This is a genomic window from Treponema medium (assembly GCF_017161265.1).
GTDB classification, from domain to species: Bacteria; Spirochaetota; Spirochaetia; order Treponematales; family Treponemataceae; genus Treponema; species Treponema medium.
In genome coordinates this window covers 1,789,496-1,813,802 of sequence record NZ_CP031393.1, presented here as the reverse complement: position 1 = coordinate 1,813,802, position 24,307 = coordinate 1,789,496, and the positions used below count along the sequence as shown (strand labels likewise).

General features: G+C 45.4%; 16 protein-coding genes. 2 read left to right on the top strand and 14 right to left on the bottom strand.

Annotation, left to right across the window (positions count from 1 at the left end; genetic code table 11):
• Nucleotides 1-7: 7 nt before the first annotated feature.
• Nucleotides 8-184, top strand: a complete 177-nt coding sequence (locus tag DWB79_RS07965; protein ID WP_016523525.1) for a hypothetical protein — start codon at nucleotides 8-10, stop codon at nucleotides 182-184.
• 319 nt (nucleotides 185-503) lie between these two features.
• Here the strand turns inward: DWB79_RS07965 and DWB79_RS07960 are convergent, their stop codons facing one another.
• The 5 genes from DWB79_RS07960 to DWB79_RS07940 form a co-directional block, all read right to left on the bottom strand.
• Nucleotides 504-1,088 (bottom strand): hypothetical protein, encoded by a 585-nt coding sequence (locus tag DWB79_RS07960; protein WP_016523524.1) that lies wholly within the window; start codon nucleotides 1,086-1,088, stop codon nucleotides 504-506.
• 22 nt (nucleotides 1,089-1,110) lie between these two features.
• The gene (locus DWB79_RS07955) at nucleotides 1,111-3,813 is read right to left on the bottom strand and encodes a valine--tRNA ligase (RefSeq protein WP_016523523.1); all 2,703 of its coding nucleotides are present in this window, start codon (nucleotides 3,811-3,813) and stop codon (nucleotides 1,111-1,113) included.
• A gap of 210 nt (nucleotides 3,814-4,023) precedes the next feature.
• Nucleotides 4,024-4,932: an XdhC family protein gene (locus DWB79_RS07950; RefSeq protein ID WP_016523522.1), complete on the bottom strand. Its 909-nt coding sequence runs from the start codon at nucleotides 4,930-4,932 to the stop codon at nucleotides 4,024-4,026.
• Nucleotides 4,933-4,935: 3 nt separating this feature from the next.
• Nucleotides 4,936-8,541 carry a periplasmic flagellar collar protein FlcA gene (flcA, locus tag DWB79_RS07945; RefSeq protein ID WP_016523521.1) on the bottom strand — a complete coding sequence of 1,202 codons (3,606 nt, stop codon included), beginning with the start codon at nucleotides 8,539-8,541 and terminating at the stop codon, nucleotides 4,936-4,938.
• 144 nt (nucleotides 8,542-8,685) lie between these two features.
• Nucleotides 8,686-9,999 (bottom strand): M18 family aminopeptidase, encoded by a 1,314-nt coding sequence (locus tag DWB79_RS07940; protein WP_016523520.1) that lies wholly within the window; start codon nucleotides 9,997-9,999, stop codon nucleotides 8,686-8,688.
• Nucleotides 10,000-10,538: 539 nt separating this feature from the next.
• Here DWB79_RS07940 and DWB79_RS07935 point away from each other — a divergent pair.
• Nucleotides 10,539-11,669 carry a Fic family protein gene (locus DWB79_RS07935; protein ID WP_016523519.1) on the top strand — a complete coding sequence of 377 codons (1,131 nt, stop codon included), beginning with the start codon at nucleotides 10,539-10,541 and terminating at the stop codon, nucleotides 11,667-11,669.
• Between the two features lie 83 nt (nucleotides 11,670-11,752).
• Here DWB79_RS07935 and DWB79_RS07930 read toward each other — a convergent pair whose 3' ends face one another.
• The 9 genes from DWB79_RS07930 to fliQ all read right to left on the bottom strand — a co-directional run bounded on the left by DWB79_RS07930 (nucleotide 11,753) and on the right by fliQ (nucleotide 24,248).
• Entirely contained in the window at nucleotides 11,753-13,609 is a 1,857-nt protein-coding gene (locus tag DWB79_RS07930; RefSeq protein WP_016523518.1) for an RNB domain-containing ribonuclease, read from the bottom strand.
• On the bottom strand, nucleotides 13,596-15,443 hold the full coding sequence (locus tag DWB79_RS07925; protein ID WP_016523517.1) for a hypothetical protein: 1,848 nt from the start codon (nucleotides 15,441-15,443) through the stop codon (nucleotides 13,596-13,598). Before DWB79_RS07925 ends, DWB79_RS07930 begins: the two co-directional genes overlap by 14 nt.
• A gap of 725 nt (nucleotides 15,444-16,168) precedes the next feature.
• The gene (locus tag DWB79_RS07920; RefSeq protein WP_016523515.1) at nucleotides 16,169-17,539 is read right to left on the bottom strand and encodes an MATE family efflux transporter; all 1,371 of its coding nucleotides are present in this window, start codon (nucleotides 17,537-17,539) and stop codon (nucleotides 16,169-16,171) included.
• 55 nt (nucleotides 17,540-17,594) lie between these two features.
• On the bottom strand, nucleotides 17,595-18,494 hold the full coding sequence (locus tag DWB79_RS07915) for a MinD/ParA family protein (protein WP_016523514.1): 900 nt from the start codon (nucleotides 18,492-18,494) through the stop codon (nucleotides 17,595-17,597).
• Between the two features lie 74 nt (nucleotides 18,495-18,568).
• Nucleotides 18,569-19,891: a flagellar biosynthesis GTPase FlhF gene (flhF, locus tag DWB79_RS07910; RefSeq protein ID WP_016523513.1), complete on the bottom strand. Its 1,323-nt coding sequence runs from the start codon at nucleotides 19,889-19,891 to the stop codon at nucleotides 18,569-18,571.
• The gene (flhA, locus tag DWB79_RS07905) at nucleotides 19,891-21,996 is read right to left on the bottom strand and encodes a flagellar biosynthesis protein FlhA (RefSeq protein ID WP_016523512.1); all 2,106 of its coding nucleotides are present in this window, start codon (nucleotides 21,994-21,996) and stop codon (nucleotides 19,891-19,893) included. The genes flhF and flhA overlap by 1 nt, the downstream gene beginning before the upstream one ends.
• Nucleotides 21,997-21,998: 2 nt before the next feature.
• Nucleotides 21,999-23,150, bottom strand: a complete 1,152-nt coding sequence (gene flhB, locus DWB79_RS07900; protein WP_016523511.1) for a flagellar biosynthesis protein FlhB — start codon at nucleotides 23,148-23,150, stop codon at nucleotides 21,999-22,001.
• A 1-nt stretch (nucleotide 23,151) separates the two neighbouring features.
• Nucleotides 23,152-23,952, bottom strand: a complete 801-nt coding sequence (gene fliR / locus DWB79_RS07895; RefSeq protein ID WP_016523510.1) for a flagellar biosynthetic protein FliR — start codon at nucleotides 23,950-23,952, stop codon at nucleotides 23,152-23,154.
• 23 nt (nucleotides 23,953-23,975) lie between these two features.
• Nucleotides 23,976-24,248, bottom strand: a complete 273-nt coding sequence (gene fliQ / locus DWB79_RS07890) for a flagellar biosynthesis protein FliQ (RefSeq protein WP_016523509.1) — start codon at nucleotides 24,246-24,248, stop codon at nucleotides 23,976-23,978.
• Nucleotides 24,249-24,307 lie beyond the last annotated feature (59 nt).

Here is a 24,307-nt window from a genome sequence, read left to right as displayed (position 1 = left end):
GTTCACTATGAGTAACAAAGTTTCTTTCTTTTTCGGAAATCATTTCTTATCGACTGCACCTTTCGATGATGACGATGATTTCGATGACGATTTTGACGACGACTTTGATGATGATTTTGACGACGGCGATTTTGATGACGCCTATGACGATGATGACAGTTTTGAGGACGACTTCGACGAATAAGTTACGGAAATCAACATACCCCGACGCAAGCATCGGGGTATTAAACCCTCCGCACGAATAAAAAAAGGAGCTGCTGAAAAACGGCAGCTCGGGGATGTCTCAAAAGTTGGTTACTTCTTGGACATCGCCATCAGCATAGCTGATAGCGAGTTTAAAATTAAGTCTTTATACAGTAATGACTTAATTTTAAACATCGCATCTAAAGCTTAAGGAAACTGTCCCAAAACTGTTTCGCAATCCGCTTTAGCGGATATAATGAATAATTTCCTTACAGAAAAAGTCGATAGATTTTCCGTTTTTGGACAGCTCGCTATCTATTTTAAACAGAAGCAGTATCTCTGCGGTGGTTATGCAGAAATTCAAAATCAGCCAGATATTGTAAACGGGACTGCACCAGATACAACAGCTCATTGTACATATCAAAATTTACTTCCAACGCAATCGGAAATACATATATCTCCGTTTCATTACAATACCGTTTAATAAACTCAGGGTCATTTACAAACCCCAAACTGATCATATTGCTGATACGGTCGGCGCACTTTAAGACTTTTGCCCGCTGTGAACCATGTCTGATAATATGCTGCAAATATTCAGGTTTTGTCTGTCCCGGCCGACGGGTAACTTCCATAACCAATTCATAGACCGCCGGAGATTCCGAGTCGATAGAGAGTAGTTCATTTACATTAAAATCCGGCACATCTTCCAATACATCATGGATAATCGACGCCTTCAGCAAAATACTGTCGATATAGCCGTAGTCGATAAGCGTACCCATTGTATCGATTTGATGGCGAAACATATTACCACCTGCATGGCGAGCCTTTCCCCGTAAGCTGGTTGCCAAATGAATATAAGGGGCAAGATACATTCCTTTTAAAAGGGCTACTTCATGTTGTTCCATCTTTTCCTCCTTTTTCCGTGCTCTATACGAGATCGTGCAAATACAGCGTGAACTTCTCAATCAGCCGTTCCGCTTGGCGCAGTTTTTCTCTTTCCCCTTCAACAACCTCAGCCGGAGCATGATCTGTAAAATTTGCATTAGAAAGTTTTGCCGTTAAACGGGATACCGCCTGTTTTTCTTTTTCGAGTTCTTTTGTAAAGCGTGCAGCCAATTGACTGCGATCTACCTCGGTTCCGGTAATGATAAAGGCTTCAAAACCGGCTCCTACCGTCCCGATAGAATTTGCAGGTTTATCAGCAGGCGTTTCGATAAAGGCAATATCCGCGAGTCCCGCCAATAACTTAATTAAATCGATATTCTCAAACGCCGCTGCTGCGGGAGAACCTGCTTCTATATAGAGCGCAATATGCAGTTTAAGCTGAGGATCGATACCGCATTCTGCTCTGAGCGCACGGATAAGCCGCACGATATTCTGCAGCGCAGTAAAACGTGCCGCAGCGGCCGTATCGATACGCTCTTCACAATAGACGGGATAATCGGCGGTTATCAGCGCCTTTGCACGGTGTGAAGCTCCGGCAGCGCAGTGTTCGGGAAGTTTGCGGTAGATTTCTTCAGTAACGAAGGGAAGCACAGGATGCAGCAGCCGGAGCGATTCTTCCAAAACGGCAAGCAGAACCGAGGTTATCCGGTCTTTTTCCGCATCATCTCCGCTCTTATAGGAAAGCTTCGTCCCTTCGACATACCAGTCGCAAAAGTTATTCCAGAAGAACTCATAAATGCCGTGCCCTACCTCGTTATAGCGGTACCCTTCAAAGGCTGCCCGCACATTTTTAACCGTTTCGTTGAGGGTGTGGTAAATCCATCGGTCAAGCTCGGTTAATTCAGAGGCGGAAACGGGAACAATGCGCCGCCCTTCGAGATTTCCTAAGATATAGCGCGAAGCATTCCAGATTTTATTGGCAAAGCGGGAGCCGAGTTTAAAGGATTCGTTGTCGATAAGAATATCCTGCCCCTGCGTGCACATAAAGGTAAGCGTAAATTTAAGGGCATCGGCGCCGTACTCATCGATAATATTCAGCGGATCAATACCGTTGCCGAGCGATTTGGACATCTTGCGTCCTTGTTTATCGCGCACTAAGTCATGCAGATAAACATCTCGGAATGGAACGGTACCGGTAAATTCAAGCCCCGCCATAATCATACGGGCAACCCAGAAGAAGATAATATCATGGGCGGTGATGACGGCGGAGGTCGGGTAATAGCGCTGCAAATCTTCGGTTTTTTCAGGCCAACCGAGCGTAGAGAACGGCCACAACCAGCTTGAAAACCACGTGTCGAGTACATCGCTATCCTGCTTGAGGGCGGCGCTCTTACAGTGGGGACATTCGGTTACATCTTTTACCGAAACGGTCATCTTACCGCAGTCTTGGCAATACCACACCGGAATCCGGTGCCCCCACCACAGCTGCCGCGAAATACACCAATCGCGGATGTTTTCCATCCAATGGCTGTAGGTATTTTCCCATTTTTGCGGATAGAACACGAGTTCGCCTTTTTTCCACGCGGCAAGCGCCTTGTCTGCAAGCGGCTTCATTTTGACAAACCATTGCTCAGAAAGATACGGCTCTACGACACTGTGACAGCGGTAGCAATGCCCTACGGCATGTTTAATGTTTTCCTTCTCTTTAAACAAGCCTGCCGTTTCCAAATCGGCGATAACCGCTTCACGGGCGGCTTTCACTGTCATGCCGCGGTATTTTTCGGGTACGGCTGCATTGAGCGTACCGTCGGGGTTTAATATATTGATAACTTCGAGATTATGCCGCTTGCCGACTTCCCAGTCATTGGGGTCGTGGGCAGGGGTTATTTTTACAGCGCCCGTCCCGAATTCCTTATCGACATAGCTGTCTGCAACAATCGGAATACAGCGGCCGGTCAGCGGCAGTACGAGCTTCTTTCCTATTAAATGAGTATAGCGGGGATCCTCGGGGTGTACGGCAACGGCGGTATCGCCCAAAAGCGTTTCGGGACGGGTTGTCGCTATTTCGATATATTCCGACGCAGAAGGCACACCGTTTTCATCGGCGAGGGGGTATAAAATATGGTACATTCCCCCTTTGGTCTCCTCATGGTCGACCTCATCGTCCGCAAGCGCAGTGCCGCAGGAAGGACACCAGTTAACCAGATAGTTGCCGCGGTAGATAAGTCCGCGTTCATAGAGGGTAACGAATACGGTGCGGACGGCATAGGAAAGCCCTTCGTCCATCGTAAACCGTTCCCGAGACCAATCGACGGAAGCGCCGATTTTACGCAGCTGGTTGGTGATAATCGAGTGGTGCTTTTCTTTGACCTCCCACGTGCGTTTAAGAAAGGCTTCCCGCCCGAGGTCGTGCCGTGTTTTGCCTTCCGCCTTTAGCTGACGTTCAACCACATTTTGCGTTGCGATACCGGCATGGTCGGTACCGGGTATCCAAAGCGTTTCATCACCCTTCATGCGGTGGTAGCGGACAACAACATCCTGCAACACGTTGTTTAAACCGTGTCCCATGTGGAGAACACCGGTTACATTGGGCGGAGGAATGGCTACGACATATCTATCGGTACTGTCAGTCTTTTTAACCGGCTTAAAACAGCCCTGTTTTTCCCAATCCGCATAGATTCTATCTTCAAAATCTTTAGGATTATATGCTTTTTCCAATTCAATCGTGTGCAATATGTCTTCCATGACGCCAATCTCCTGCTTCGTTTTTCTACAATAAGTAGATATTTTAGTTATTTTTCGGTTATCGTTCAAGGGTGCGCGTGTAAGCGGATAAGTAATTAATTGGTCATGGGAAATAGAGAGGGGATAACTGAATCCTTTTATCTCCGCATATCACATGTATTCATAATGCTTGCGATACGGTTGCATCCGGCAAAATATCCTCCAAAAAGCCTATCCGTGGCGGGAATCGGCATAGCCACTGCGTAATAGTGCAGGGTTTCCGTGATGCCGAACGGCGATAAGCTCGGCGGCGATGGAAACTGCAATTTCTTCAGGTGTTTCCGCTCTGATGGGCAGTCCGATCGGTTTATAGATGGAATCGAGGTACTCTTTGCTGATACCTTCATCAGCAAGCAGCTTTACAACCGCGGCATTTTTTTCAAATGAGCCGATCATGCCGATATAGGCAAGTTTTTTACCGTACAGATACCGCAAGACATCTGCATCGCAGCGATGCCCACGGGTTACCGCAACGCAATATACGTTCTCGTGAAACTGTAGAACGGTATGAGATACCGGTACAGCTTCTCGCGGCACAGCACTATCGCAGGACGGCGAATTATCGTGCGTCGCCTTATTATTTTGAATAGATGCAGCCGTTTCTTTGAGAAACAGCTGTTGCAACGGACAACAAAGCCGCCGCGCCGTCGGGAATAGTTCTTTTGTAATGCAATCGGCACGGTCATCCCAAACGGTAACGCGAAATCCGATAAAGGCAGCAACTTTTGCAAGCGCACGACCAACGTGTCCGCCGCCGAAGATAAACAGTTCAGGATCATTCCCTATCTTTTCAAGATACACTTGGATAGAACCTCCGCACGCGAGACCTTCTTCTGCAGTGAGATTTTTCTTTATGATACAGGTAGCATCGCCTGTTTTCAGCATTTCACGTGCCTTTTTGATAACTTCATGTTCGGAAACACCGCCGCCTACCGTACCGCGGACAAGCTCCGGAGTTACCCACATCGACGTTCCGGCTTCCCGTGGCGAAGAGCCATGCGCTTCGATAATTGTGCATAATACGCCCGTAATACCGTTTGCCGTATCGGCTGTAACATACTTTAAAATCTCGGTATCCATAGACTATTTATCCTCTTTTTGTTCCAGCGCTCTCTCGTTTTCGAGTATCATCGGTATATCGGTGTAAATCTCCGATTGATACGAACTCTTTGTATTCAGCATATTTTGGGTATTCAAATAGGCCAAACCGACCGATTTTGCACGGATCATCGTCTGAGGATTTCTGGTTAAAGCATCCCACGCACGGGTAGATTCAGCATACAGTGCAAGCGCACGTCCGTTCTTCTGAGAGTCGCCCGTTCGCTCGGACAATCTGCTCAGCGTTGCGCCCAAATTATTAGCCGTATGCATATAACGTTCAATAAACGCAACATCGTCAGGGCGAGTATTGGACAATGCTTGTTCTTTCCGCGCACGCTGTGCATTCAGCAAGCCTAAAAGCTCTTCATACGCAGCCAAAGCAGCAAAATAATCGCCACGCTTAAAGAACGCATTTCCAAATCCGTACAGCAAATTCTTATCGTGTGCTTTTTCTGCATACGCATGACTCATTGCTTCTATTGCCTGCCGGTAATTTTCCTGTTGATAGTGTATATAGCCGATTCGGTAATTCACCGATGGCGTGTTATACAGTTCTTTGACCGCATTTTGATAACTGTCAAGCGCCGAATCAAAATTATATGAGATAAAGTAGTCGATGTCGCCGTAATCCGCATAGAGTTTTCCGATAGCTTTGTTCGGCGGCAGCGGTTTAAAGGCTGTATATTCGCGGTATATATTCAGCGCATCAGCATAAATAGTTTGGGCTTCAAGGTATTTTTTCTGATCTACCAACTGCTCTCCCAATAGGCGCATTGCATCGACATAATTACCGGTACGCCGTGCGGTCATCGGGGCGGCGGTTTTAAACAGCTTAATCGATTCGGTCAAATTTTCTATTGCACCGTCCTGCTTATTATTGTAGATAAAGAAGCGGCCTAAATTATAATACGCTTCCGGCATCGTTTTATCCGTCTGCACGGCTTTTTCCAACAGCATACGCACATCGTCGATTTTTGAGCGGAGTTTTTCCGAATCGAGCGGTTTAGGATTATATCGCTTTTCGAGCAAGTAGCCGCTCAACTCAGTGAGATTTGCTGCCCCGATTTTCGTTATGCGGGAAGAGAAATGATCTTTAAGGTTCAACACTTCTGCCAGATTATCCGTGCGGATAAAATAGCGCATCATCCGTGCAAGGAAGATATCGTTTTCACCATATAGCTCGATCAACCTGCTGTAAATCTTTACCGCATCGCCGTACTTTTCAGGATCTTCATCAGCCCAATTCATAAATACATCGCCGAGAGCGAGCATTCCATCCTTATCATTGACATAATGATCGAGTACGCGACGACGCAAAACCGCTTCAGCTTTTTCGTAATTACGCAGATCGGTACTCAACATATCGGCGTATTCCAAGCCGCCCTGCTTATCGTTGTCAAAGTCGTAAATAAGGCGGAGATACATTTTTTCTGCAGCGGTAAATTGTTTTTTTGCTCTAAAGGCACGAGCATACGAAAAATACCATTTTTTCTTCCGTTTATACTCGCCTGCCCGATTGAATTTTTCTATCGCAGTTTCGTACTGACCGTTTTCCAGATAGGAATAGCCGGTTTTATAGAAAGATTCTGACCGTACCGGTTTATAGATAAACTGCCATGATAGGATAGAAATACAGAATACCAGAATAAGCGCAATAGCGGACATAACGGCCACGGGCAAGAACCGATGCATAAACCAATATTTAAAGGTCTGCTTTTCTTTTTCGTAATCTTCAACGCTCTGCCGCTGAAACCCGCGTGGGATAGGAATCGATCTATTGATTATCTTTTCGAGTTTATTGACAACTTTTTTAAGAGAATCTTTTTCCAATACAAAGCGGATAAAGTTCATCTTATTTTCGGGACGGTCGTCACCGTTGGCGATATAGTCCTGAATAGCAAGCTGCACATTAAACGGGAAAGTTTCAAGCTTGTTTAAGAAATTAAAATAATCATCATCCGATATTGTTAAGGCTTCGCTGTCATCCGAAGAACCGGTACTCTTGGCAATAACGGAATCGAACATCTGCGAGTGTGCATCAGCCGAAAAATCTTTAAAGTTATCCGGAAGGTTGAATTGATCGTCGGCTACTTCCGTTATATCGCTTTCGAGCGGATTTTCTTCCAAAGAAAAACCGCTTTGGTCGCTGGCATCGTTTTCTTGCTGAGTAAAAAAGGTGTCGGTTATATGCTCCGGCATACCGATACCGTCAAAACCGACATCAGTACCGGAAATCGGTGGAATACTGATAGGTTCAGTACTCGGAGTGTCCATACTAAACTCAAATGACGACGCATCCGCTCCGTCATCCGCCGATTCGGCTGGAGGCTCATCCCTATTTTCGGAAAAGAGTGAAAGTTCATCCATATTGTCCAAACTATCGGATTCTTCCGTAGTACTGCCGCTTTCATCCGCATTGCCATTGGAAGCAGCTGAGGTATTGGACTGGGTGGTTTCATCAGATACCGGAAATTGAGCGCTTTCTTCATCTTCATCCATACCAGAGACATCAAAATGAGAAAGATCCTCAATGTCACCCAAATCGTCGGAAACATCAGGATCGTTTGAAGCATCATCAGAAGAGGAATCTAAAGCCGATAAATCGATGTCAGGAATAGTAATATCGGGGATGGTACGATCTTCTTGAAATGCATCATCATCCGCCGGAACTTCATCATGTTCATCCAACGTTTCCACATCTTCCGGAATCGTATCATCATCAGCTGGCGTAGATTCATTTATCTTTATCGGTTCAGGAGCAAAATCGAAAGAAGAGAGCATATCGTCAAAATTCAACGGATCGTCACCAGTCGAAGCGGTACCGTCAGATGCTTCAGGCAACTCGCCTACTTCAGAAGGCTCCGGTGCATCATTCGAAATAGCGCCGTCGGGTTTGTCCAATTCACCCAAATCGCCGGAAGACTCCGTATCGGTATTAAAATCGACATCGTCCAAACCGGTATCAAAGTCGAAAGGATCGTCAAGCCCTGCGGATGGTTTATCCGCAGTCTCCGATTCGGCGGTATCGGAAGCGTCTGTGTCTCCTCCGGGAAGATCGTCAAAATTAAATGAGGAAAGGAACGCATCCATGTCTGAGGTATCCGGCATTCCTTCTTCGTCAACGGGATACGCATCTCCGGTTACCACTTCGGGTTCATCGGACTTAGCGTTCGGTTCGTCAGATTTTTGCGGCGCTGCAGCAACATCGTCGGAAGAAACGCTGTTACTTTGAGAAGAAGCGTCACCGGTATCGATATTACCGAAATCGATGGGAAAGGGGGTGTCCATCGATATGTCGGGAGCATCTGTAACCGGTACGGTATCAAACATACCGGAAACCGGTTCGGTAGCCTGTTGTGATGCAGACATAGCCTCGGAAGATTTGTCAACGGTATCTGCTGCTTCAGCCGTTTGCTCAGGCTCCGTTGCAGGCAGTAAGGCGTCGAGATCAATATCAGGAACCTCTCCCTGATCCGGTAAGGGGAGTTCATCATAAACTCGTTCGCCCCACCGAGCGGTTATTTCATCTTCATGAGCAATATTTTTCAGATCTTCTCTAAACTTCGTAATTTCATTTAAATTCGGCATAAACGCGCACAAAAGCCCCTTTCTCTTGTAATTTCGGCATTTTTAGCATATATCTTGAGGAAGCGCCGTATAAGGGGTGCCTCAAAAGCGGTTACTTTTTCTGACATCCCCCTTAGACGTTCCCGCCGGATGCAAGGAGCCGGATTATTCTTTATAATATTGATTAAATACTTGCGTGATATACGCTTGATCTGCAACGCCACCCAGCTCGCGAATGGAATGCATCGACAAGATGGGATTTCCGATATCGACCGTCTTAATCCGCAAGTTTGTCGTAGTAATAGGCCCGATGGTTGAACCGCCTTTTATATCGGAACGGTTGACAAAGTTTTGGCACGGAACGCCGGCTCTTGCACAGAGGTCTTTAAATATCCCTGCCGAAATACCGTCGCTCGCATAGCTCATCGAAGCGGCAAGTTTTACCACCGGTCCGCCGTTTACAAGCGGGAAATTGGTAATATCGTTTTTTTCGGGATAATTAGGATGGTAAGCATGCGCTTGATCGGCGGAAATAAGGAAAGACCTGCTCAACTGCTGCTGGAACAGCTCAAACCATTGCTCACCTGCCTCGCACTGGGCAATCGTAATCCGCTTGAGTGTATCCGCAAGAAACGGGCTTCCGGCGCCCTGCATTGTTTCCGAGCCGACTTCCTCGTTATCAAAGATACAGGCAGCTTTAACATAGTCTAACGGAGCATCTTGCGCAATCAGCGCATCGAGGGAAGCATAAGCCATACCGAGGTTATCGATTTTTCCCGTCGAAAAAAATTCATCGGAAAGACCGCAAAAACTTCCCGGCTGCGTATCGTATAAATAGAGGTCAAAGTCGAGGATTGCGCTTACCGGTACATGCAGCTGCTTGGATATGAGCGAAACAAGATACCCGTCTTTTTCAAATTTCTTATTGATGATGCCAAGCAGCGGCAGCACATCTTTTTGGCGTTCAATTTTATACCCGTCGTTTACCTCACGGTTCATGTGAATAGCGAGGTTCGGTATGATGAGCGGAGAGCCTTTAAACGAGAACAGCATTTCTTGAGGCGCAAGCGGATCATCAGTCCGTATAACCACACGTCCCGCTGCGGAAAGCGGCCGGTCAAACCATGTTGAAAGAATTGCCCCGCCGTATACCTCGGTATTCAGCTTGAGATAATGATCCTGCACCGTTACTTCGGGATGAGGCTTTATCCGCAAGCAGGGAGAGTCGCTATGACTGCCGACAAGCTTAAACCCGCGCGCTTTCTTCCCGCGGCTCATCTGCCATGCAATAAGAGCGCTCCCGTTTGCAGTAACAAAGTACTTTCCTGCCGGTTTTAACTGAAAGGCATCCGAAAGATTGAGACGGGTAAAACCGGCAGCTTCGAGCTTTTTACCGGCATTTTCAATCACATGATACACCGATGGGCTTTGATCGATAAACCGCATCAGTTCACGGGCATACTGTTTTTGCATCGCCATATCTATACTCCTTGAGTGGTTCAGGGTAAACGCATCAGACGTTTTTTGAATATCCCCGCAGAATAATGGAGGCTGTTCAACCAGAGTTGAACCTCTTCGCGGTTCAAATGGTCTCACAACCTCAATTATTCTGCGATTTTGATCTGCTCTGTCTGATGCGTTTACCCTTTCTCTAAAAAAATGGTGCAAAATTTTATTCAAAATTTTGCACAAATGGAAGGCAACCGCTTGAAACATTTTTAGTGCGGTTACCCTGATTATCTTCTTTAGTATACCTGTCTTTTATGATTTTGGGAAGATTACGGAATGGAATTATCACGTATCCTAAAGGAGCAGTTTCAGAGAAATCTGAAAAAGTATTGTTGAACGTGTAATCAACGCTCAAAAGTCAAGGGTGAAGTGAAAGGTTTTACAACAAAACGCTCGAACAGCTCTGAAAGGAAATTATAAAATCTTATATTTTACTTTAAACCATTAAAGTAAAATATAACTTGTTTTTTATACCGAATACAACTATGATGAGCTGTATAGGAAGCTTTATGGATATAAAAGATTTTAAATCAGGATGCTTTAAACAGGGGTATAAATATCAGTATTTTCTACCTGAAAAGATCAATCATAACTTTTCATGGCAAGACCCTTCAATCAATGCGCTTTTGGAAGAAGCCTCTCTACATTTGGGTGAACTGAATTCCTTTTCTTCTTTGGTGCCGGACTCAAATCAATTTATCATTATGCATATTTTTAAAGAAGCGGTCATCTCCAACCGTATAGAAGGTACCAGAACTAATATCGAAGAAGCGCTCAATGACCAAAATAATATTGATCCGGAAAAACGCGATGACTGGCAAGAAGTTCATAACTATGTACAAGCAATGAATAGCGCTATCAGTGAATTGAATACCCTACCACTCTCCAATCGGCTGATCAAAAATATTCATAAAATACTGCTTTCTAAAGGAAGAGGAGAACATAAAAGCCCCGGTGAATTCCGCGTTTCTCAAAATTGGCTCGGCGGAGCAACGTTAGCTGATGCCGTTTTTGTACCACCTTCACATGAGCATCTACCGGAATTATTATCCGACCTCGAAATCTTCTTAAATAATGAGACCATCAAAATTCCGCACCTTATTCGTATAGCTATCGCACACTATCAGTTTGAAACTATCCATCCTTTTTTAGATGGAAATGGAAGAATCGGCCGACTCTTAATAACGCTCTATTTGGTGTACAATAAAGTTTTACAGCAACCGCTCTTATACCTCTCAGATTTTTTCGAAAAGAATAAAACGCTCTATTATGATAATTTAACATTAGTGCGAACAAAAAACGACCTTACGCAATGGATTAAGTTTTTTCTAACAGGTGTCAGTATAACAGCACAAAATTCAGCTTATACGCTAAAAAATATTATTGACTTACGCACCAGTTGTGAAAAAATGATTCTTAATGATTTTGGGAAAAGAGCGGCGACCGGCATTGATTTATTACATTTTCTTTTTAGTAAACCGATTATTAGCAGTAGGGCTATTCAAGATAAGTTACATCTTTCTGCAAGAGCGGCAAACAACTTGCTCCAAGCCTTTATGGAAGCAGCGATTCTCAAAGAAACTACCGGCTACCGGCGCAACCGTACGTTTGTATTTGATGAATATATCAAGCTATTCTAACAGACTCAAAGCAGCACTTGCAGAAAAAGTCCACCCTTCAATACAATGTATATCTTCAAGAGCCGCCGCTCAGCCTATAAAGCTCATACCTGTTCAAACGAAGCTTGCAGATAGGCAAGACGGATACGGCGTACCTTTACGGTCAGTTCCTGATTGAGTTCCGGTTCTATATCGAGCGTTATGTCGCCTTCGTATCCAAGGGACGGGATAAAAACATGAGCTTTTTTGCCCATTGCTTCAAGCACCACTGCCGTACCGCGCCAATCGGGATTTTGCAGCAGGTACACGAGTGTCCAATGCTGACGGGATGCCCGTTCCGCAAAAACGCAGGCGCGCCCCGCCACGTCCCCCGCCGCTATTTTAAGGATGAGGTCAGCCGCAGGCGTTAGCGGTTTACCGTCAATATAGTTCAACAGCTGGCGATGACTGACTAAATCCCCGTAGCGGCGGAGCGGGCTTGTTACCTGTCCGTACATCGCAAGCCCGAGCGCAGCGTGCATCGACGGAATGGTACCCACGCTGCGCGGACGCATGGCGCGCCGCTTCCTGTATTCCCCGGCAAGACCGGACGGCAACTTATTCGGCAGTTCGGGCGCCTCCTGACTGATATACTGAAACGGAATACTGTGCTGAAAGGCAAAACGGGCGGCTGCCTCCCCTGCAAGCAGCATCATTTCTTTAATCATTGCAGCGGCTTCAGTCTGGACAACAGGCTGAACCTGCGCCCGTTTTATGCCGTCCTGCTCTGCCAATGTAATAGACACTTCGGGAAAATCGATGGATACGGCGCCCGCATTCTCCCGTCTGATGCGGTTTTTCTCCGCTATGGCAAAAAGCGGCGCTAATGCGGACGAGTCTTTTTGAGCATCCGCTTCTTCATACGTCATCCTGATAACCGAAAGCTGAGTGCGGTGAATACCTACTTCTTTGATTTCACCGTCGGCACCGAGGAGCAGCTTAAAGGAAAGCGCCCAAGATATCGGCTTTAACCCGAGGGCAAAATAGTCAACCGCTTTTTCGCCGAGCATTCGGGCAGCTCCTTCCGGCGTGTACAGCGTTGCGCCGCGGGCGCAGGCATCGGTATCGCTTTGCGTATCGGCCTGAATGGTGTCGGCAGGGTTTGCGATGTGAATCCACAAGTATGTCCCGTCAAAAGAAACCGCATCGTCGGGATCGGTACTGTTGGGATTATCGATTGCATACGCAGGAATTGCCGTTAAATCGAGCGGCGCTGCGGGAAATACCGGTTCCGGAATATCCGCTTTTGACGAATGGAGCGAATGACCAAAGCGTGCCGGATAGGGATTTTTTTCAATAGGCCAAAAACCCGTTTTTAACAGAATATCATGAGCCTGTTCGGGGGTTTGCTCCAACTTTGCATCTTTTAATATTTTAGAAGCGGAAGAACTCCCCAAGGCGAGCGCCTCAAGCTCTTGAAAAAACGGCGTATATAATTCTTTACTTTCTGTAAACGGCTTTCCCTGCATACAGGCGCGAAGGGCTGCGATAAAATCCTGCCGCAATTTTTCAGCTTGCGCTTTTTCCGTTTGCTTTTGATTGAGCCGTTCTATTTCCGCCTGAGTACGGATACCGATCGATTGTGCCGGCGAAGTACAGATAAAATAAGGCGAGGCACAAAGAGTTTCCCAGAGTTTCCAGCTTTGCTCCGCTGTGTACGTTCCCCACAGCAACTCCGCAAGTTCAGCAAAAGACGGCGTTTCCCCTTCAAAGAAATCCGCCGCTTCACCGAAATCCGCAGCAGGTACTTCGGCATCGAGTGCTACTTTAATACTCCGGCATTCTCCGTTATGAAGCAGCACAATATCTTTTTCGCGTACTTTCTTTGTGCCGGCTTCCAGTGTAATTTCAAACTTATCACCCTGCACATCGGTAATGAGTGCGGGCTGATTCTTATAGAGAACGAGATTACCTTTTTTCATTTATGTTCCGGATTGTAATGTTTCGTATTTTATTATTGCCGTACATCACCTGTAAGAGATTTCCCTGTTTGTGGTACATCAGTGCGTCGCAGCTGCGGTACACCGCTTTTCCGCATACTTTTTCAAAAGCCTCACGGGAATCTCCGGTGCGTATTTCGTTAAAAAGAGTTAGAGATGACGGAAAGCCGATACTCATTTGTAGTACCGCACCATCCCCGTCTTTGGAACGGATGATCAGTTCAACATTCAGCAGACGATACAGCCAACGTTCACTGTAATAATTGTAGATAATACTGGACGGTCTATCCCAAGCGCTCAATAATTTATCGACCGTATCTCCGACAGAAACATTGCGGATAACAATCGGCACAACCGTTTCAGGTTCTTTTAAAATATCGGCAAGCCATTGCCTTTCTTTTGCAGCGCCTGTTTTGTTGTTTAATTTTTTTAGGATACGGAAATAATTACAGCGGATCAGCCGCTCATCGGCAGGAAATCCCGTCGTTACAAACAACACTTTACCAGTTGTTTTTCGAGCAGATGAATCGAGACAATCGGCAAGCAGCTGCTGCGCCTTTGTATAGTCTTTTCTTAGTAGAGACAACAGCGCAGCATAGTTTGCCCGTGCAGTTTTATCATCGGCTCCCGTATGAAAGAGATCTGCCTGTTCCGCAATGCTGAGTACGGCATCGCGCTCATGAGTCAATGGAGACGAAGCGAGCAGATACGCATAACTCGATGCGCTTCCTGCCTCGTATATCATAGTAAGATAATCGCTATATGCTTTTTTTGCCTGCTCATATAGAGCGCTGTTGCTCCGTGTCGGCATTGTCTTTGAAACGTAATCGGACTGTTCATCATCATCATCATTTTCAAACATAAAATCAGCCGATTGGAAGAACGCAAAAACCGATGCATTATCATACACTGCAGCAGGAAGAATAGTTGCCATCTCCGTATCTCGTTTATCAAGACTGTTTAGCCAAGCCTGATGAGCAACCAAAGCATTCAAGCGATTGATATAAAGGCTCTGCGGGAACAGCTGCAGTAAATTACTCAACACGGTACGCGCATCAACCGTTCCTCTGCGGTTCTGCAATGCAAACAGCACCCCGGAAATTTCCTCGTACAGATGCGTAATATCATCTCCGTTGCCGTTCAACTGCTCAAGCCGTACAGCAGGTTTTACAGAACCGGTTGAGAATGATGCAAAGACCTTCGCCGTTTCCGTATCAGCGTAAAGCAAAGCCAGCCGATTGAGCCATGTTTCTAATAACCCTTGAGGATAACCGGCAATAGTGAGCAATACACTTGCCATTATATCGACGGTGTAGAGCTTTTCAGGAGAAAGCGCTGTGTTTTTAGCGGTATTGTAATAGTTGAGCGCAAACTGTGCCGCACACACCGCAGCGATAGGAGCAAAAAAATTCTCCCGTTCGTTGTTCAAATTCCGTATCTTGCGCGCAGAACCGAATGTATCCATAAAAAGGAGTGAATCGATATAATCCAAAAGACCGGTACTTACAAGAAACGTCCCGTCGGGATACATCATACAATGGGCATTTTTCCGGTCAGTTATGATTAAGCGCATCGAGCCGCGAAAGAGTTCGGTTCTTCGTATCAGCATAAAAAGAGACGTTTCGATAATATCATACCATTCGCCGACTTCACTCGCCGCTATTTCATGTGAAGATGCTTCCGCTATTTCATTGCGGTATACCTGCATCAGCCGCTCACGAGTATACATTCCCTCCGACAGCGGATCCGTAAAACCGGAAATTACAATGAAAAAAAAGGAAAGTAAAACAAGAACCGTTCGGCGCATATCTTTCATACGCTAAAGCATATCATAGCAGGGCAAATATGACAATCCACAATAAACGCATCAGATTCCTTTTGAAATATACGGCGCATCTACTGCGTTGCATCATTAAAAGTGTACATCCGTGTACACTTTTAATGGCGAATTTCGGCAAAGCCGAAATATCGCTTCTGTTTAAACCAGCGGCATCCGTACCGCTTCTGCAATAAATGCTCAACGTATCATTTCCGCCACGGATGGCGGTGGTTCCACGCAGCAGCGTATTTGCCTTGCAAACACGTAGGTACGAAATGTACATGGATGTACATTTCGTACCGTGCCTGCGGGTGTTTTTTGTACGCTCCTAGCATCTTCAGAACTGCCAAGGATGGCAGTGGTTTTATACAGGAGCGATGTTTTTGTGGAACAAAAACTCGCGTCCAGAAGTGTACACGGAGGTACACTTCTGGACAGGCTATTTTCAAAAGGCTAACGGAAAGTATATTTTTAACAACATCCTGATTTTGCGATCTATATTTACTCGTCTGATGCGTTTGCCTTCCCTTTGTGCAAAATTTTATCTAAAATTTTGCACAAATTTTTTCAGGAAAAGGACAAACACATCAGACAGATAAATCAAAAGCGCAGAATAATAGGCTGGGCGACCATTTGAACAGCGAAGAGGTTCAACTCTGGTTGAACAGCCTATTATTCTGCGGGGTCCATCCGCAAAACGTTTGATATGTTTGCCCTAGAGGTTAGTCGGTAACTGAATGGAGCCATTTACCGGATCTAATCCGCCACAGCCCTAGCAGCAGTTTGAGCGGCTCTTCGCTAAAGAGGCACATATAAACGACCCACGGCGGAAGCGCGGTATGAATCGATACGAAAGATGCAAGCGGAATCGCAATCAGCCACATAATAAAGGTGTCGCAAATCATGCCGAAACGGGTATCGCCGCCCGCGCGCACCAGTCCTATCAATATACACATATTGCAGGCTTTAAGGGGATAACAGCATGCCAACACAACAAACAGTGTTTTAACCGTTGACAATACAATCGGCTCCACATTAAAAATAAAAGGAACAAGATACGAAATAGGAATCAGCGCGGCACCGATAAAGATCGCAACTATTGGAATAAACAACAACACTTTAGCGGCATATTGCCGTGCGTCGCTGTCATGCTTTTCACCTATTTTCTTTCCGATTAAAACACTCACTCCATTACCGAAGCCGATAAAGATAACCCACGTCAACTGCGAGATAGTGTTGGTAATATTAAACGCTGCATAAGAAAACGTGTTAATACTTGCAAAAATTTTGTGATGGAATGTGATACCGAAAGACCACAAAGTTTCGTTTAACAGTACCGGTAGTACAATTAAGAGGTACACTTTTAAGAATTTAGCATCAAAGGTAAAGTGGTTTTTTAACGTTCCTAAAACAGGATATTTCCGATACTTTGTTACGGCAAACGTAATAAAGAGTTCAACAAAACGGGCAATAACGGTTGCAATAGCCGCCCCGCAGACGCCCAATGCAGGAGCGCCGAATAACCCGAAAATTAAAATAGCATTCAGCGTCGTATTGACAATCAAAGACACCAGCGTAGCACCGACTGCAACTTTCACTTTTTCGATGGAACGCAGCGTAATCATCAGCATAAAATTTATCGCAAACGGGATAAAGCACAACGCCGACAACCTCAGATATTGCACACCGGTTTCGATTACCGCAGTATCTTTTGTATACAACGACAGTATTTCTTTCGGCATACTTACACAGCAGACCGTAAACAGAACAGCAAAGAATACAGACACCAGCATAGAAATGCCGAGTGTTTTATGTAAGCCCTTAAAATCTTTTTTGCCCCAGAACTGCGCCGTAAATACCATGCTGCCGGAACCAATACCGTATAGAATCAGGTTGAGCAAAAAGAAAAGTTGATTCCCCAAGCCGACAGCCGCAAGCTCGATGGTACCGAGCTTACCGATCATCACCGTATCGAGGATATTAACAAAGGCGCTCAGAAAATTCTGCAGCATAATCGGAAGAGCGATTGTAAACAATGTTCTTAAAAAATTTTTATCAAAAAATACCGCCCTAAACCGCGCTGCCATCGTCATATACGTATTCTCCCTCCATCAACAAACCAATAGACTTGATGTTTTAGAGGTTTTTCTATTCCGTTTCCCAGCTGCGTCCAAATAATTTTTTTACGAAGTGCGCAAAACCGCCGGTTTCAGGAATTTCGGTTTTTTCCATACGGGACACAATATGCTTTAGACAGCTTGCCGCTTTACCGTTGGGTTCTGCGATAATAAAAGGTTTTTGTTTAAGAACAGCTTTTGTTACCAAAGGATCATTATAGATAAACCCGAGATATTCAATTTTAAGATTTAGAAACTGTGCAGCTATTTTTATCATACGGTCTGCAATCCGCTTACCTTCCGCTGCAGAATCAACTCTATTGATAATCATTTTTAGGTTGAGATTCATGTTATCGACTTCCGTTGCAATCACCTTGATAATACCGTAGGCATCGGTGATTGCGGTCGGCTCGGAGGTTGTGATGATAACCACTTCATCGGCAGCGGCGACAAAACTCAATACATTTTTTGACACACCGGCGCTCGTATCGATGATAATAATATCGACATCGGAAAGGGTATACATTTCGTTAATGAATTCATTGCGCTCCGCTTCTGCCATATTCGCAATCTTTGCAAAGCCGGAAGCGCCGACAATCAATTTAATACCATATTCGGTGTCGATAATAATTTCCGACAATCTCTTTTGCTTTTTAATAACGTGATATAAATTATACTGCGGAATGACATTTAAAATAACGTTGACATTGGCAAGTCCGAGATCGGCATCGAGAACAATAACTTTCTTCCCCATCTGAGCATAAGCAATTCCCATATTGGTAGCAACATTGGTTTTGCCTACGCCCCCCTTGCCGCTGGTAACGGCAATAATCCGAGTTTTTTGCGTCGTATCCTGACCGCCTCCGGTATTGTCGGCGCCTTTATTTATTTCTTTCATTAAGAGACGTAATCCGTCAGCCTGATCACCCATTTTTTTCTCCACACTTTGAACTTTTATCAAATCGATTGCGTTTCGAGCTTCTTTAAAGCAGCAACTTTGAGAAGTTACTCTCTATCTTTATTACACAGTTGATTGATATATTCTTCATCAACTGAAAAGCCTTTTAGTTTTTTTAAAAAGACTTCGACATCGGCAAGCATAAAATCCTGCGGTACTTCTTGCCCCGCCGTTATATACGTTATCGGTATATTCGTTTCCGAAATAATACTCAATAAATTGCCGATATATGAGGTTTCATCAAACTTTGTAATGATCAGCGATTTGTATTTAAAAACCGCATACTCTTTCATAATTTCCCGAATATCGTTTATTCGCGTTCCGGCGCATACCGTCAAATATACCTCGGCATCATCACCCAGTTCGGTAAAATAATTTTGCATGGTCGAAATCTTTTCGCGGTCTTTCGGACTCCGCCCGATGGTATCGATACAAATAACATCGGCTTCTTCGCGATACAATGCCATATATTTGCGTACTTCGGCAGGACTTGACGCTACCATCAAAGGAATCCCCATCAATTCACAGTAGCGCTTCATCTGATACGCTGCCCCAATACGCCAGTTATCAATCGTAATTACTTTAACCCGTAAGGGATGCTCGGAATTTTTACGGATATACTGTACGGCAATTTTTGCAAGCGTTGTTGTTTTCCCAACCCCTGTAGGACCGACCAATAAGACTACCCGTGTTTTAGGTTGACTGTCGGCAGGTTTAATTTTGATTGATTCGGCAAGCAGTTCAAAGATTTTTTTCTGTACTGTCAAAAAATCTTCGATTTCCGTATAACTCAGTTCATCCTTCAGACGGGCAGAAAGCTTTTTGATATATGAAGGAGAAAAATCATTTTCTTCGAGTATCTTTTGGACTTTGACAATATGCTCATGTTCGGCATCTACCCGCGGTGCATTCTGTTTTTTCATTTCCGCAACAAGACGTTCCACTGTTTCGGTAAGCTTATCTACAGACTTCTCCTGCTCCGGTGTAGAAATGGAAACAGACTTTTTTTCAGGATTTTTTTTTGCTGTCATATCAACATATTGGCGCAGCTCATCGGCAGCAGCAGGATTTTTATTTGCATATCGTGTTACGATTTTAAGCCGCTCTTCTTCATCGTTTAAATTACTCACACCGGTCAATCTGGTTGCCGGTCTCACCGGCGGCTGCTGTTCCGAAAGTAAAGACGGCCGCGGAGGTATTTTATCGTTTACCGTAAATGTTACCTCCACCATATCTTTTTCGAAAAGTCCAAAAAGCCGGCTAATTTTGGCATCTTTCCTTCTCCAGATGGTAACGGCATCGCCATGCTTTTTTGTAATTTTTTTCAGACATTTATCATACGTCGAATCTTGCTCAACAAAAAGTTCCATTAGTTCTTATCCTGTTCCAATTTTATCTCGCCGATCACTTCAACCTGTATATCTTTTGCAATTTCGGGGATGGAGAGCACAACAAGATCAGGAATCTCCCTATCGGTTGAATTTTTAATCAAAACACGGGCAGAAGCTTCGGGCGCCAGTACAATAGGCAGAAAGCCGTTTTTCTGCATCGTTGTAACTGCTTGAATAAGCGAGCGTATCCACATCCGCTGCTCGGACGGTTCAAGCGCCGCCATCGGCCCATTTACCGTATCTATTCTGCTTTCGATAATTTTTTGAGCAAGCGCAGGTTCAACTGTCAGCACATGGAGCGTTTTATTTTCGTCGGCATACTGTAAACATATCTGCCGTCCGAGCGCCTGCCGAACCTTTTCAACAAGCAGGGAAATATCGGATGTAATCGGGCGGAAATCTGCAAGCGTTTCCAAAATAACGATTGTATTGCGGATGGACACTTGTTCCCGTAACAAACCTTGCAGCACTTTTTGTACCTCGCCGAGGCTGCATACCTTTGCCGCTTCGTCGATAACCGCCGGATAGTCTTTGCGCAGGGCATCCATAATCCCCTGCACCTCCTGCCGCCCGAGAATTTCGGCTGCGTGCTTTTTAATCACCTCGGTAAGGTGCGTCGCGATAATTGCAGGCGGATCTACCACTGTATAACCGGCTCGCTCGGCTCGGTCGCGGTTTTCCTCTGATATCCACACGGCCGGTAAACCGAAGGTAGGATCGACGGTGCGCTCACCGGGAATTTCTTCGGAAACGCCGCCGGGGTTTATACCGAGGTACCAACCCATGCGGATTTTGCCCCGCGCCACTTCTACGCCCCTAATCTTAAAACAATATTCGCTCGGTTCAAGCCGCATATTGTCGATAATACGAATACGCGGGGCAACCAAGCCGAGGTCAAGTGCAGCTTCCCGCCGGATGCGTGTAATACGTTCGAGCAATTCCGCCCCCTTGTCCTTATCGACAAGCGGAATCAACGCATAGCCGAGCTCCAGCGATAAAGGATCAAGCGGTACAATGGGAGCAATTTCTCCCGGTGCCCCAGGCTCTCCTCCGCCTCCGGTACGCTGTTGTTGCCCCGCCTGTTTTTGCGCTGCTTGCTTTTCTTTACCTGCCTTAAATGTCCGTTCTTCCTTGACAATTCTCCAGCCGACAAAGGCCAAAACAAATGCAATAATAAATAAAACAACATGGGGAAAGCCGGGAAGCACACCCATAATAGCAAGCGTACCGGCGGCAACAAAGTAAATCCACCCGATTTGGGAAAACTGCTTTTTAATATCCTGCCCGAACGATCCTTCATCGATCATACGGGTAACCAGCAAGCCGGTCGCTACCGACAAAAAGAGCGAAGGCAGCTGCGCAAGCAACCCGTCCCCAATACTCAATGTTGTGTAGGTACGTAACGCATTAGAGAAAGATTCAGTTCGGAACACCATCCCGATAATCAAACCGGCGATAACGTTGATAACCGTAATAAAAATACCGACTTTTACGTTACCGGACACAAACTGATTTGCACCGTCCATTGCGCCGTAAAAGTCATCTTCCCGCTGCAGCTGCTCTTTTTTCTGCCGAGCTTCTTCGTCGGTAATAATGCCCGCGTTGTATTCGGCATCGATGGACATACTCTTTGTCGGATGAGAATCAAGTTTAAAACGGGCGGAAACCTCGGCAACCCGCTTGGCGCCTTTCGTAATAACAAAGGCTTGCACTGCAATAAGGATGATAAAGATGACAAACCCGATCACAAGACCTTGACTGCCCGATGCGCCGATAACGAATGAACTGAATGCCCGTATCATTGCTCCGTCAAACGCCTCTCCCTTTGAAAGGATAAGACGAGTGGAGGACACGTTCAACACCAGTCCGAAGATGGTGCTCAGCAACAGCAATGAAGGAAAAACCGAAAAGTCGGTAGCGCGCGCGGTAAACAGTACAATCAACAATACGACAAGGCTGAACGTGAGGTTCAGCGCCATAAAAAAATCAAGGAGCACGGTGGGGAGCGGGATGATAAACATCAGCACCATGAGAATGACGGTAAATGCAACTGCGATATCGATATTGTACTTTTTTGCGGCCATAATTATCTTCTATAGAATTCCTGTTTTTTGTTGTTGAGGGTATATACTTCTGCAAATACTAACGAAAGCGCCCGATAATATTCCTCAGGAATTATATCACCGATTTGAACTTTCGCATAGAGTGCACGAGCAAGCGGTTTGTTTTCTATTAATGGAATATTATGCTCACGAGCGATCGCCTTTATCCGCTGCGCCATTGCATCGGCACCCTTTGCCAGTACCATCGGCGCTGCCATCGTTTTTGAATCCCACTGCATTGCAATAGCAAAGTGCGTCGGGTTCGTAATAACCACATCGGCCTTAGGCACATTGCGGATTGCATTTTGAGAAAGGATAGCCTGCATTTGCTGCCTGATTCGTCCCTTAACCAGCGGATCGCCCTCCAATTCCTTGTATTCCTCTTTTATTTCCTGCTTTGTCATCTTCAGCGAATCGATAAATTGCTTACGTTGAAAAAAGTAATCGGGAATTGCAAGAATCAAAAGCAGCAAAGCAGCGGTTGCAAGTAATTTTGCCGCAAGTCCTGCAATAAAAAAAATCGCCTGCGGAAAACTCACCGTCAGCAGCTCAATAAAATGAGGAAGATTTGCCCGTATCACCAAAAAGGCAACAAATACCAGCACAACAACCTTTGTCAACGACTTTGCAAAATTGAATAAACCTTCAGTAGAAAAAAGCGCACGTTTAAAAAAACGTATGAAGTCAGGGACAATCTTATTGAATTGAGGCTGAATAGGCTTGGTAGAAAATAAAAATCCGTTATTTTGAATGATATTGGCGATAACGCCTGCAAGCATTGCAATAAGCGCAAGCGGAAGTGCAAGCTTCAAAAAATATTGTACGAAAATACCGAACCAAATACCGCTTCGGATATCAGCCTGCGTGCTCCGTAAAAAAAAGAAGCGCAGGATTTCCATACACTCTTCCAAAAAAAAGGAAGAAAGGAAAATCAGGGCGCCGGCGGGGAACAGCAGTACCAATGCAGCGTTGATATCCTGACTTTTTGCGACACGACCTTCTTCGCGAGCTTTGCGTATTTTATAGTCGGTTGGGTCTTCGGTACGTCCTTCATCCTCTGCAGCAAACCACTGCAAGTCGATGAAAAAATGCCGCTCATTATATTCGCTTGAAGTTTCTATCGCGAGTTGCCGCATCCTAGATACCTCCGCCGGCGCGAATCAGAAGCGACTCAAATGCCGCAAATCCATTTTCCAGAATCCGCACAAATAAATTTGCCATAAACGGCAGCGAAACGGTCAAAAGGAAGAAGGTGAGCAAAATAGTTATCGGGAAGCCTTCCGATAAAAGGTTCATCTGAGGCGCCGCTTTTGACAGCAGCCCCATCGAAATATGCACTAAAAAGAGTGTACCCATAACCGGCATCGCAATCATCATTGCGTTTAAGAAAAGGCTGCTGAGGTTTGTTATAAGGAATGAGACTAACAGTTCCCGTTTCTCTAAAAACATAAAACAGTTAATCGACTGAAAGCTGCGAAGTACGCCGCCTAAAAACAGCGTTTGGAACCCCTTAATCTGCAAAAAGATCAACACTGCAATAAAATTTAAGAATTGTCCCATCAGCGGGTTCTCAATTTGAGCAAGCGCATCATACACTTCCGATGCACCGAACCCCATCTGATACGAAAAAAATTGACCGGCTGTACTGAACGACGCAAAGATGATGCTGATAAAAAAGCCGGTCAGCACACCGAGCAGTGCTTCGCCGATAACCAGCAACGCATAGTCAAGATTAAATCCCTGCACATCCAATGGGGAACCGTAGGCGGCAGGCATCACCAAAAAACCGATTAACCCTGCCAGTGAAATCTTTACAATACGCGACACCGCCTTTGTCGAAAGAAGCGGCGTCGTAGAAATCATCGCAAATATCCGCACACAAACCAAAAAAAAGAGAGGAGCTTTTACAAGTAAAAAGGAGAAAGGATTAGGATCCATTATGTATGCCGCCTACAGGTTAGTTAACCTTGCACCAGCTGAGGAATAATGTCAAAAAGGCGAACAGTATAGTCCCGCAATATACTGAACATCCAGCCACCCAAAAGCGCAAGCATACCCAAGATCGTCAAAATTTTCGGTACAAAGGTGAGCGTCTGTTCCTGAATGGAGGTTGTCGCCTGAAAAATCGCTACGATTAAACCGACAACTAATGCAGCCAGCAGAATGGGGGCGGCTAATATAAATACCTGAAAAATGCCCTCACGCAAGAGATTGACAATCATCCCGATACTCATCGTTTTCCTCCCATAAAAAGTCAAGAAGAAAGTATCAACTTTCGATTGACTTTTTACGC